At 70.5% G+C, this 12,041-nt stretch carries 8 protein-coding genes; 3 read left to right on the top strand and 5 right to left on the bottom strand.

The features are described from left to right. Positions 1-7: 7 nt before the first annotated feature. From DRV84_RS10165 to mtgA, 3 genes are all read left to right on the top strand, one after another. The gene (locus DRV84_RS10165) at positions 8-472 is read left to right on the top strand and encodes a GFA family protein (RefSeq protein WP_115980050.1); all 465 of its coding nucleotides are present in this window, start codon (positions 8-10) and stop codon (positions 470-472) included. After that, on the top strand, positions 469-5,007 hold the full coding sequence (gene gltB / locus DRV84_RS10170) for a glutamate synthase large subunit (protein WP_115980052.1): 4,539 nt from the start codon (positions 469-471) through the stop codon (positions 5,005-5,007). Before DRV84_RS10165 ends, gltB begins: the two co-directional genes overlap by 4 nt. A 99-nt stretch (positions 5,008-5,106) precedes the next feature. Further along, on the top strand, positions 5,107-5,892 hold the full coding sequence (gene mtgA, locus DRV84_RS10175) for a monofunctional biosynthetic peptidoglycan transglycosylase (protein ID WP_115980055.1): 786 nt from the start codon (positions 5,107-5,109) through the stop codon (positions 5,890-5,892). A gap of 26 nt (positions 5,893-5,918) precedes the next feature. Here mtgA and urtE read toward each other — a convergent pair whose 3' ends face one another. From urtE to urtA, 5 genes are all read right to left on the bottom strand, one after another. Continuing rightward, positions 5,919-6,650, bottom strand: coding sequence for an urea ABC transporter ATP-binding subunit UrtE (urtE, locus tag DRV84_RS10180; protein WP_115980058.1), 732 nt, complete (start codon positions 6,648-6,650; stop codon positions 5,919-5,921). A gap of 3 nt (positions 6,651-6,653) precedes the next feature. Continuing rightward, a complete protein-coding gene (urtD, locus tag DRV84_RS10185) occupies positions 6,654-7,394 on the bottom strand; it encodes an urea ABC transporter ATP-binding protein UrtD (RefSeq protein WP_115980060.1) in 741 nt (246 codons plus the stop codon). Further along, positions 7,391-8,653, bottom strand: coding sequence for an urea ABC transporter permease subunit UrtC (gene urtC, locus DRV84_RS10190; protein WP_239995048.1), 1,263 nt, complete (start codon positions 8,651-8,653; stop codon positions 7,391-7,393). Before urtC ends, urtD begins: the two co-directional genes overlap by 4 nt. A 1-nt stretch (position 8,654) precedes the next feature. After that, positions 8,655-10,607, bottom strand: coding sequence for an urea ABC transporter permease subunit UrtB (urtB, locus tag DRV84_RS10195; RefSeq protein WP_115980062.1), 1,953 nt, complete (start codon positions 10,605-10,607; stop codon positions 8,655-8,657). 108 nt (positions 10,608-10,715) lie between these two features. After that, positions 10,716-12,008 carry an urea ABC transporter substrate-binding protein gene (gene urtA / locus DRV84_RS10200; RefSeq protein ID WP_115980064.1) on the bottom strand — a complete coding sequence of 431 codons (1,293 nt, stop codon included), beginning with the start codon at positions 12,006-12,008 and terminating at the stop codon, positions 10,716-10,718. Positions 12,009-12,041 lie beyond the last annotated feature (33 nt).

Consider the following 12,041-nt stretch of genomic DNA (forward strand, 5'->3'; position numbering starts at 1 on the left):
CGGCGCGATGCGCGCGACGGTCGGCGACAGGACGGCGGGCTGCCTCTGCGGCGCGGTGCGCATGACACTCCGCGACATGCCGCGCGACTACGGCGCCTGCCACTGCGAGATGTGCCGCCGCTGGACCGGCGCGGCCTTCGTCGCGGTCCCCGTACCCGCCGAGCGGGTGGAGGTCGCGGGCAGTGAGGCCATAGGCCGCCTGCAATCCTCCGCCTGGGCCGAACGCGCGTGGTGCACACGCTGCGGCGCGGGGCTCTGGTACCGCGTCACCGCGCCGGGCACCGCCGGTCACGGCGACTACGAGATCCCGATCGGCCTGCTGGACGATCCGAACGGGCTGGCCTTCCGCAACGAGATCTTCGCGGACTGCCGCCCCGACACGCTGACCTTCGAGGGCATGTCCGGGCGCGAGACGCTCACCCGGGCCGAGACCTTCGCGAAATTCGCCCCCACAGAGGAGGGACAGGCATGACCGAGCACGTCACCGACTGGGCCGCCGCCGAGGCGGAGAAGCGCCGCCGCGTCGCGGATGCGGGTCTTTACGTCGAGGAGACGGAGCGCGCCTCCTGCGGGGTGGGGCTCGTCGTCTCGCTCGACGGCACGCCGTCGCGCAAGGTGGTCGAGCACGGCATCGACGCGCTCAAGGCGGTCTGGCACCGCGGCGCGGTGGACGCCGACGGCAAGACCGGCGACGGCGCGGGTATCCACGTGCAGATCCCGGTGCCCTTCTTCTACGACCAGATCCGGCGCACCGGCCACGAGCCGCGCGAGGACCGGCTGATCGCCGTCGGTCAGGTGTTCCTGCCGCGCACCGACTTCGGCGCGCAGGAGACCTGCCGCACGATCGTCGAGACGGAAGTCCTGCGCATGGGCCACGCGATCTACGGCTGGCGCCACGTGCCGGTGGACATCTCCGTGCTCGGCGAGAAGGCGAACGCCACCCGCCCCGAGATCGAGCAGATCATCATCTCCAACGCCAAGGGCGTGGACGAGGAGACCTTCGAGCGCGAGCTCTACGTGATCCGCCGCCGCATCGAGAAGGCGGCGGCCGCCGCGGGCGTCGGCGCGCTCTACATCGCGTCGCTGTCGTGCCGGTCGATCATCTACAAGGGCATGATGCTGGCCGAGCAGGTGGCGGACTTCTATCCCGACCTGCAGGACGAGCGCTTCGAATCCGCCTTCGCGATCTACCACCAGCGGTATTCGACCAACACCTTCCCGCAGTGGTGGCTCGCGCAGCCCTTCCGCATGCTCGCCCACAACGGCGAGATCAACACGCTCAAGGGCAACGTCAACTGGATGAAGAGCCACGAGATCCGCATGGCCTCGAACGCCTTCGGGGACATGGCGGAGGACATCAAGCCCATCGTGGCGAGCGGATCGTCGGACTCCGCCGCGCTCGATTCGGTCTTCGAGGTGCTGGTGCGCGCGGGCCGCGACGCGCCGATGGCCAAGACCATGCTGATCCCCGAATCGTGGTCGCAGGCGCGCATCGAGCTGCCGAAGCCGTGGCGCGACATGTATGCCTACTGCAACGCGGTGATGGAGCCGTGGGACGGGCCCGCCGCGCTCGCCATGACGGACGGGCGCTGGGTCTGCGCCGGGCTCGACCGCAACGGCCTGCGCCCGATGCGCTACGTCGTCACCGGCGACGGGCTGGTGATCGCCGGCTCCGAGGCGGGCATGGTCCCCGCCGACGAGGGCACCGTGAAGGAGAAGGGCGCGCTCGGCCCCGGGCAGATGCTCGCCGTGGACATGACCGAGGGCAAGCTCTTCCACGACACCGAGATCAAGGACCGCCTCGCGGCGAGCCAGCCCTTCGGCGACTGGGTCGGCAAGATCACCGAACTCGATGCGCGGCTCTCGGCGCTCGACGAGGCGCCGCTCTTTTCCGGCGACGCGCTGCGGCGGCGGCAGATGGCGGCGGGCTACACCGTCGAGGAGCTGGAGCAGATCCTCGCCCCGATGGCCGAGGACGGCAAGGAAAGCGTGGCCTCCATGGGCGACGACACGCCGCCCGCGGTGCTGTCGAAGAAGTATCGCCCGCTCAGCCACTACTTCCGGCAGAACTTCAGCCAGGTGACGAACCCGCCGATCGACAGCTTGCGCGAATACCGGGTGATGAGCCTCAAGACCCGGTTCGGCAACCTGAAGAACGTGCTCGACGAATCCTCGGCGCAGACCGAGATCCTCGTGCTCGACAGCCCCTTCGTCGCCAACGCCCAGTTCGACGAGATGGTGCGCCAGTTCAACGCCGAGATGGCCGAGATCGACTGCACCTTCCCCGCCGGCGGCGGCGAGGGCGCGCTGCGCGACGGTCTCGCCCGCATCCGCGCCGAGGCGGAGGACGCCGTGCGCTCGGGCGCGGGGCACATCGTGCTGACCGATCACCACTCCGGCCCCGACCGGGTGGCGATGCCGATGATCCTCGCCACCTCGGCGGTGCACTCGCATCTGACGCGGCAGGGGCTGCGGACCTTCTGCTCGATCAACGTGCGCGCCGCCGAGTGCATCGACCCACACTACTTCGCCGTGCTGATCGGCGCGGGCGCGACCACGGTGAACCCCTACCTCGCCGAGGACAGCCTCGCCGAGCGGATCGAGCGCGGCCTGCTCGACGGCCCGCTGACCGAGGCCGTGAAGCGCTACCGCACCGCGATCGACCAGGGCCTGCTGAAGATCATGTCCAAGATGGGCATCTCGGTGATCTCCAGCTACCGCGGCGGCCTCAACTTCGAGGCGGTGGGCCTCTCGCGCGCGATGTGCGCGGAGTATTTCCCCGGCCTGATCAGCCGCATCTCGGGCATCGGCGTCAGCGGCGTGCAGCGCAAGGTCGAGGAGGCGCACGCGCAGGGCTGGAAGGGCGGCGCGAACGTCCTGCCGATCGGCGGCTTCTACAAGATGCGCAAGTCCGGCGAGACGCACGCCTGGGGCGCGCAGACGATGCACATGATGCAGAGCGCCTGCAATCAGGGCTCCTATCAGGTCTGGAAGCAGTACTCGGCCGCGATGAAGGCGCAGCCGCCGATCCACCTGCGCGATCTTCTGGACATCAAGCCGATGGGCCGGCCCGTGCCGCTCGAGGAGGTGGAGAGCATCACCTCGATCCGCAAGCGCTTCGTGACGCCGGGCATGAGCCTCGGCGCGCTCTCGCCGGAGGCGCACAAGACGCTCAACGTGGCCATGAACCGGATCGGCGCGAAGTCCGATAGCGGCGAGGGGGGCGAGGACCCGGCGCATTTCGTGCCCGAGCCCAACGGCGACAACCCCTCGGCCAAGATCAAGCAGGTGGCCAGCGGTCGCTTCGGCGTGACGGCGGAATACCTCAATCACTGCGAGGAGCTCGAGATCAAGGTCGCGCAGGGCGCCAAGCCCGGCGAGGGCGGCCAGCTTCCGGGCATGAAGGTCACGAAGCTGATCGCGCGACTCCGGCACTCGACGCCGGGCGTGACGCTGATCTCGCCGCCGCCGCACCACGACATCTACTCGATCGAGGACCTCGCGCAGCTGATCTACGACCTGAAGCAGATCAACCCGCGCGCCAAGGTCACGGTGAAGCTGGTGGCCTCCTCCGGCGTCGGCACCATCGCGGCCGGCGTGGCGAAGGCGAAGGCCGACGTGATCCTGATCTCGGGGCACAACGGCGGCACGGGGGCGAGCCCCGCGACCTCGATCAAGTATGCGGGCCTGCCGTGGGAGATGGGCCTGACCGAGGCGCATCAGGTGCTCGCCATGAACAACCTGCGCGAGCGGGTGACGCTGCGCACGGACGGCGGCCTGCGCACCGGGCGCGACATCGTCATGGCGGCGATGATGGGGGCCGAGGAATACGGCATCGGCACCGCCGCGCTGATCGCCATGGGCTGCATCATGGTCCGCCAGTGCCAGTCCAACACCTGCCCCGTCGGCGTCTGCACGCAGGACGAATCCCTGCGCGAGAAGTTCACCGGCAACGCCGACAAGGTGGTGAACCTGATCACCTTCTACGCCCAGGAGGTGCGCGAGGTGCTCGCCGAGATCGGCGCGCGCTCCCTCGACGAGGTGGTGGGCCGCGCCGACCTGCTGACGCAGGTGAGCCGCGGCTCCGCGCATCTCGACGATCTCGACCTGAACCCGCTCCTGCTGACGGTCGACGGTGCGAAGGACATCGCCTACGACCGCGACAAGCCGCGTCAGGCGGTGGACGACACGCTCGACGCAGAGATCGTGCGCGATGCCGCGCGTTTCCTCGAGGACGGCGAGAAGATGCAGCTCTCCTACGCGGTGCAGAACACCCACCGCACCGTGGGCACCCGCGTCAGCAGCCACATCGTGCGCCGCTTCGGGATGCGCAACGCGCTGCAGCCCGATCACCTGACGGTGAAGCTGCGCGGCAGCGCGGGGCAGTCGCTCGGCGCCTTCGCCGCGCCGGGGCTCAAGCTCGAGGTCTCGGGCGACGCCAACGACTACGTCGGCAAAGGGCTCTCGGGCGGCATCGTCGTGGTGCGCCCGCCGATGGAAAGCCCGCTCACCGCGGCCGACAACACGATCATCGGCAACACGGTGCTCTACGGGGCGACGGGCGGCTACCTCTTCGCCGCCGGCCGCGCGGGCGAGCGCTTCGCGGTGCGCAACTCGGGCGCGCATGTGGTGATCGAGGGCTGCGGCTCCAACGGCTGCGAGTACATGACCGGCGGCGTCGCGGTGATCCTCGGCGGGATCGGCGCGAACTTCGGCGCCGGCATGACGGGGGGCATGGCCTATCTCTACGACCCGGAGGGCGAGGCCGAGCAGCTGATGAACACGACGAGCCTCGTGACCTGCCCCGTCACGGTCCCGCATTGGGAGGCGCAGCTGAAGGGCCTGATCGAGCGCCACCTCGCCGAGACGGGCTCGCGCCGGGCGGCCGACATCATCCAGCACTGGGAGACCGAGCGCGGGAATTTCCTGCAGGTCTGCCCGAGGGAGATGCTCGATAAGCTCGACCACCCGCTCGGCATCGAGGACGCGGCGCTTCCGGCGGAATGAGCGCGGGGCGCGGGCGGCCGCGTGCCGCCCGCGCTGACGCGGCGCGCCCCCCCGCGCCGGGGCTGCCGCGCCGCGCGCGCTCTGCTAGGCGGGTTCCCGATGACCCGACGCGCCCCCTCCCCTCCGCCGGACGCGGACGCCGCGCCTGTCGCGCGGCGGGGCTTTTTCGTCGCGGTGGGGCGCGGGGCGCTCTGGCTTGCGCGGCTGCCGTGGCGCTTGGTGCGGCTGCTGCGCCGGGCGGCCCTACTCGCCCTTCTGGCCGTGCTCTTCGCCGTGGCGCTCTTCCGCGTCGTCGATCCGCCGATCACGCCCTACATGGCTGCGGAGGTCCACCGCCTCGGCGGCGTGCAGCAGGACTGGGTCCCGCTGGAGCGCATCGCGCCCGCCATGGCGCGCGCCGCGGTCGCGGCCGAGGACGCGCGCTTCTGCCGGCACTGGGGCCTCGACATCCGCGCGGTCCGCGCCGCGATCGAGGACGGCGGCCGGCGCGGTGGCTCCACGATCAGCCAGCAGGTCGTGAAGAACGTCTATCTCTGGCACGGGCGCAGCTGGCCGCGGAAGGCGCTCGAGGCGGCGCTGACGCCCGTGGTGGAGGCCGCCTGGCCCAAGCGGCGCATCCTCGAGGTCTACCTGAACGTCGCCGAGTTCGGCGAGGGCGTCTTTGGCGTCGGGGCCGCGGCGCGCCATCACTTCGACACGACGGCGGCCGGGCTTTCGCCCGCACAGGCCGCGGCGCTCGCCGCGATCCTGCCGGCGCCGAAGCTGCGCGACCCGGCCGCGCCCTCGGCGCGCCTGCGCCGCCGCGCCGCCGCGATCCGCGACGGGGCCGCGACCCTCGCCCGCGACGGGCGCGACGGCTGCTTCGTCGCCGACGCGGACGGGTGACGGGCCGCGCCCCGGCGGCCCGCACCTCAGATCGAGACGCGGGCGAGGAGGTCCTCGCGTGCCACGTCGGCCTTCGCCGCGGAGAGCGTCACCGCGCCGCGGGACATCGCGACGAAACGGTCCGCCAGATCCCACGCGAAATCGAAATACTGCTCGACGAGGACGATCGCCATCTCGCCCTCGTCGCGCAGCGCCTCGATCACCGTTCCGATCTGGCTGATGATATTGGGCTGTATGCCCTCGGTCGGCTCGTCGAGCAGAAGCACGCGCGGCCGGGTCACGAGCGCGCGCGCGATGGCGAGTTGCTGCTGCTGCCCGCCGGACAGGTCGCCGCCGCGGCGCTGCGCCATCTCGCCGAGGACGGGAAAGAGCTCGTAGATGCGGTCGGGGACGTGCCGCGCGCCCGGCGGCAGGCAGGCGAAGGCGGTCTCGAGGTTCTCCCTCACCGTGAGCAGCGGAAAGATCTCCCGCCCCTGCGGCACATAGGCGATGCCGGCCTTCGCTGCGCGATGGGCCGACGGGCGCTCCAGCGGCGTGCCGTCCACCTCGACCCGGCCCGCCGAACAGGGATGCCGGCCCGCGAGCCCCTTGAGGAGGGAGGTCTTGCCCACGCCGTTGGTGCCCATGACGGCCGTCACCTCCCCCGCGCGGGCCTCGAGCGAGACGCCGAAGAGGATCTGGCTCTGTCCGTAGTGCAGCGTGAGATCGGAGACCGAGAGCGCGGCGCGCGTCCGGGCGATGGGGGCGGCGTCGGTCATGGCTCAGCGTCCCAGGTAAACGTCGATCACCTGCCGGTCGGCGGTGACGTGGTCGATGGAGCCCTCGGCGAGGACCGACCCCTCGTGCAGCACGGTGACCTTGCAGCCGAGGCGCCGGACGAACTCCATGTCGTGCTCGACGACGACCACGGCGCGGGTCGCGGCGATGCGCTTCAGCAGGTCGGTGGTGTGTTCGCGCTCGGCCGGGGTCATGCCCGCGGCGGGTTCGTCCACGAGCAGGAGCCGCGGCTCCTGCGCGAGCAGCATCCCGATCTCGAGCCACTGTTTCTGACCGTGGCTGAGCTCGCCGGCCGGGCGGGCGAGATGCGCGGTCAGGCCGATCTCCTCCGCGACCTCGGCGATGCGGGCCGCGTCGGCCTCCGTCTCGCGCCAGACGAGCACCTTCCAGGGCGCCCGGTCGTTCCTGAGCGACATGGCGAGATTGTCGCGCACGCTCTGCGCCTCGAAGACGGTGGGCTTCTGGAACTTGCGGCCGATCCCCTCGCGCGCGATGGCGCTTTCCGAGAGCCCGAGGAGCGAGATCGACCGCTCGCCCCAGGTGACGCGGCCGGTGTCGGGCCGGGTCTTGCCGGTGACGATGTCCATGAAGGTCGTCTTGCCGGCGCCGTTCGGCCCGATCACCGCGCGCAGCTCCGGTTCGCCGATCTGGATCGACAGGTTGTCGATGGCGCGGAACCCGTCGAAGGTGACGGAGACGCCGGACACTTCGAGCAGCGTGGTCATTGCGGCGGGCCCTCCTCGCGGCGCAGCGCCCCCTTGTCGGGGCCGTAATCGCCGACGCGCCGGCGCGCGCGTCGCGCCTCGATCACGTCGATCAGCCCGCCGAGCCCCTTGGGCGCGTAGAGCGTCGTCAGCACGAAGGAGACGCCCAGCAGCACGAGCCACCAGTCCGTCCAGCGGATCGTGTAGACGCCCAGATCGACGTCCGGCGCGCCGCCGCCGGTGAACCAGCTCGACAGGAGCGACACGAAGGCCGCGCCGATCACCGCGCCGTAGAGCCGCCCGCGCCCGCCGATCGCCACCCAGACGGCGAGATAGATCGACGCAATGGGGGCGAGTTCGGCCGGATTGATGATGCCCGCCTGCGGGTAGTAGAGCGCGCCGGCGATGCCCGCGACCACCGCCGTCAGCGTGAAGACGAAGAGCTTGTAGCTCTCGACGTGGTAGCCGAGGAAGCGCACCCGCGCCTCGTCGTCGCGGATCGCGCGGATCACCGATCCCATCTTGCCCGAGGTGACCCACGCGAAAAGGAGGTAACCCGCCGCGAGCGCCGCCGCCGAGGCGTAGAAGAAGGCGATGGAGACCGTCGCCTGATCCACGGCGTCGAGCCCCGGCAGGTTCTGCAGCCCCGACAGCCCGTTGTTGCCGCGCAGCCCGCTGTCGTTCTGAAAGAGATAGAGCGAGAGCGCGAGCGTCATCGCCTGCGTCAGGATCGACAGGTAGACCCCCGTCACCCGCGAGCGGAAGGCGAGCCAGCCGAAGACCAGCGCCAAGAGCCCCGGCACGGCGACGACCATGGCCAGCTGCAGCACGAGGGAATCGGCGAAGGCCCAGATCGCCGGGAACTGGTCCGAGCCGACGACGCCGAAGATCTGCGTGGCGATGGCGTCCTCTATCTCGGCCGGCGTGGGCGGGATGGCCGCCTCGGCGAGGCTTTCGGCGACGATGATCTCGGTGCGGGCGTACATCAGCCACATGCCGATCGCGTAGCCCCCGAGCCCGAAGAAGGCCATGTGCCCGAGCGATAGGATCCCCTGATAGCCCCAGACCACGTCCATCGCCAGCGCGACGAGGCAGAGGCAGAGCGTCTTGCCGAGGGTCTTGATCATGGAGGTCGAGAGCGCGCCGGTCCCCGTCGCCTCGGCGAGGGCGGTGACGCCGAGGCAGAACAGCGCGAGGATCGCGAGGAACCAGGCGACCGAGGGATTCGCCTCCAGCAGGCGCTTGCGGACGGGGCGCGACGGCATGGCGGCGACGCTCATCTCAGGCCTCCGCCGCACGGCCCCGCAGGGCGACGATGCCCCGCGGCCGGATCTGGATGAACAGCACGATGAAGAGAACCATGTACGTCTGCGCGGCCAGCGTATTCGAGGGGTTCAGCCATTCGACGCTCTTCTGGAAGATGCCGATCAGCCCGGCGCCGGCGAGGGTGCCCCAGACGTTGCCCACGCCGCCGACGACCACGGTCATGAAGGACTGCACGATGTAGTCCTGTCCCATCTCGGAGGTCACCTTGGCGTAGAGCCCGATGGCCACGCCCGCGATCCCCGCGATGCCCGAGCCGAGGCCGAAGGTCAGCATGTTGATGCGGTCGGGGTCGATCCCCATGGAGGCCGCCATGCCCGGGTTCTGCGTGACCGCGCGCACCTCGAGGCCGAGCCGCGTGCGGTTCAGCACGACCAGCAGGACGGCGAGGAAGATCAGCGCCATCACGAAGATCGCGATCCGGATGTAGGAGATCGAGACGATGTCGTTGACCACCAGCGACCCGTCGAGCCAGCCCGGCGCGGTGAGCGGGCGCGCCTGCGTGCCGAAGATGTTCTTGGCCAGCTGCTGCAGCATGATCGAGACGCCGAATGTCGCGAGCAGCGTCTCCAGCGGGCGGTGATAGAGCCAGCGGATCACCAGCCGCTCCAGCGCGACGCCGGCGCCGAAGGTCACGGCGAAGGCGAGCGGCAGCGCCACCACGAGCGAGAGCGTGTAGTCGGGGATGACGAGCTGCACGACGTAGCCGGTGTAGGCGCCCATCATGATGAATTCGCCGTGCGCCATGTTGATGACCCCCATCACGCCGAAGGTGATGGCGAGCCCGATCGCGGCGAGAAAGTAGATCGAGGCGAGCGACAGCGCGTCGAGCCCGAGATCGAGCCCCTGGTTCAGCCCGACGTTGACCTCCGTCGAGGCGAGCGCGCGCGCGGCGGCGGCGATCACCTCGGCGTCGGTCTCCGTGTATTCCTCGAAGAAGCTGTGGCGCTCGAGCGCGGCCTCGATCTGCGCCGGGCTGACCAGCGGGGGCACGGTGCCGGCCTCGGCGAGCGCGGCATAGGCGCGGGCGCGGGCCGCCTCGCTCGACAGTTGCGCGACCGGCACGCCGCCGACGCGCCCGCCCGCGATGTTGGCCTCGAGCGCGGCCTTGACCTCGCCCGGCGTGGGCCCCGCCGCGGCGCGCCCGGCCTCGACGATGGCGGCGTGCGCCTCTTCGCGGGAGATGTCCTCGCCGGGCGTGAGCACGCGGGCGACGCGCGGCCCCTCGGGCGGCGTCTCCGCGATGCGGAACTCGGTGTCGAGCACCTGGTTCAGGACCGCGCGCGTCTCCACGGAGAGATCGCCCGCGAGCGAATCGAGCGCGGCGACGCGCGCCTCCGTCGTCGCGCCGTAGCGCGCCTGAAGATAGGCGAGCAGCTGTTCCTTACGCGCCTTGAGCGCCGGGTCGCTCTCACCCGGGATCGATCGTTCCAGCGGCGCGATCTGGTCCGGTTCGAGCGACCGCGACAGCGCCTGCACGGCGTCGCGCCGCACCTCCGGGTCCGGATCGGCAAGCTGGAACTGCACGAGCGCGGTGCCGATCACGCGGCGCACGCCGCCGTTGGGGCGCACCTCCTCGACGGTATCCTCGGGCACGTCGGTCGCGAGCGCCTCTCCGGTGGCGACGTCGCGCAGCGTCAGCCGGTCGTCGCCGGTCTCCTCGGCGACGAAGAACAGCCCGTCCCCGGGCCGCTGCACCACCTCCCGCGCGCTCCAGGCGGTGAGGAAGGACGGCACGCCCGGCAGGCCGGAGGCGACGAGATCCTCGATCACCGGCCCGACGGTGCGACGACCGGGGTCCGCGACCTCGTCGGCGTGGCGCTGGAGGATGTCTTGCAGCGTCTCGGCCGCCCCGGCCGTGGGCACGGCGAGCAGCACGAGAAGCAGGGTGCGAAGAAAGCGGAGAAGCATCGCGGCGATGGGTGTCCCTGTTGCGGCCGGTCGGCCGATCGGGCGGCCGGGGCGATCGGACCTGCGACGAGCCGCCGGGGGCGCGGAGCGCGCCCCCGGCGCTGCGGGTCAGTAGTTGGACTCGATCTGGACGCAGCTTTCGGTCGCGGTGTTGTACATCCCGCAGCCGAGCTCCTGCCAATCCGAGACCAGGACCGCCGAATCAGGCAGGAAGTCGGTCCAGGCGTCGCCGGGCACCTCCTCGGTCTGGCTGATGATGTCGAACTGGCCGTCCTCGGTGATATCGCCGATCAGCACCGGCTTGGTCAGGTGATGGTTGGGCTGCATCACGGCCGTGCCGCCGGTCAGGTTCGGGAACTCCTGCCCCCACATCGCCTCGCGCACCGCGTCCACGTCGGTGGTGCCCGCCTCCTCGACGGCGTTCACCCACATGTTGAAGCCGATGTAATGGGCCTCCATCGGGTCGTTGGTCACGCGATCCTCGCCCATGCGCGCCTTCCAGGCGGCGACCCACTCCTCGTTGGCCTCGGTGTCGGCCGACTGGAAGTAGTTCCACGCGGCGAGGTGGCCGACGAGGTTGGAGGTGTCGAAGCCCGAAAGCTCCTCCTCCCCGACCGAGAAGGCGACCACGGGGATGTCCGCCGCATCGACGCCCTGCGCGGCGAGTTCCTTGTAGAAGCCGACGTTGGCGTCGCCGTTGATGGTCGAGACCACGCCCACGAAGGAGCCGTCGGCGGCGAGCTCCCTGACGTCCGACACGATGGTGGACCAGTCCGAGTGCCCGAAGGGCGTGTAGTTGACGAAGATGTCCTCCTCCGGGATGCCCTGCTCCTGCAGGTAGGACTGGAGGATGTTGTTCGTCGTGCGCGGATAGACGTAGTCGGTGCCCAGAAGGGCGAACTTCTCCACGCCGAGCTCCTCGAGGAAGTAGTCCACCGCCGGGATCGCCTGCTGGTTGGGCGCCGCGCCGGTGTAGAACACGTTCTTCGAGCTCTCCTCGCCCTCGTACTGGACCGGGTAGAACATCAGCCCGTTGAGCTCCTCGAGGACCGGCAGGACCGACTTGCGGCTCACGCTGGTCCAGGTGCCGAAGATCACGTCGACCTCGTGCACCGTCAGCAGCTCGCGCGCCTTCTCGGCGAAGAGCGGCCAGTCGGAGGCCGGATCGACGACCACCGGCTCGATCTCGCAGCCGAGCACGCCGCCCTCGTCGTTCTGGAGATCGATCAGCATCTCCATCGTGTCCTTCAGCGTCGTCTCGGAAATCGCCATCGTGCCCGAGAGGGAGTGCAGCACGCCCACCTTCACGGGACAGTCCGCGTCCTGCGCGGCGGCCGGCGCGGCGACGGCGGCGGCGAGCGCGACGCCGGGGGCGGCGAAGAAAGATCTGTGGCGGGTCATGGGCAGCTGTCCTCTCTGTCGGGCCGCGGCGAT

Origin of the sequence: Rhodosalinus sediminis, from assembly GCF_003385555.1 — a bacterium.
Lineage (GTDB): Bacteria > Pseudomonadota > Alphaproteobacteria > Rhodobacterales > Rhodobacteraceae > Rhodosalinus > Rhodosalinus sediminis.

Excerpts from the sequence above, each read along its gene's own strand:
- DRV84_RS10165 (WP_115980050.1), top strand. The coding sequence starts at position 8 with ATGCGCGCGACGGTCGGCGACAGGACGGCGGGCTGCCTCTGCGGCGCG.
- gltB (WP_115980052.1), top strand. The coding sequence starts at position 469 with ATGACCGAGCACGTCACCGACTGGGCCGCCGCCGAGGCGGAGAAGCGC.
- mtgA (WP_115980055.1), top strand. The coding sequence starts at position 5,107 with ATGACCCGACGCGCCCCCTCCCCTCCGCCGGACGCGGACGCCGCGCCT.
- urtE (WP_115980058.1), bottom strand. The coding sequence starts at position 6,650 with ATGACCGACGCCGCCCCCATCGCCCGGACGCGCGCCGCGCTCTCGGTC.
- urtD (WP_115980060.1), bottom strand. The coding sequence starts at position 7,394 with ATGACCACGCTGCTCGAAGTGTCCGGCGTCTCCGTCACCTTCGACGGG.
- urtC (WP_239995048.1), bottom strand. The coding sequence starts at position 8,653 with ATGAGCGTCGCCGCCATGCCGTCGCGCCCCGTCCGCAAGCGCCTGCTG.
- urtB (WP_115980062.1), bottom strand. The coding sequence starts at position 10,607 with ATGCTTCTCCGCTTTCTTCGCACCCTGCTTCTCGTGCTGCTCGCCGTG.
- urtA (WP_115980064.1), bottom strand. The coding sequence starts at position 12,008 with ATGACCCGCCACAGATCTTTCTTCGCCGCCCCCGGCGTCGCGCTCGCC.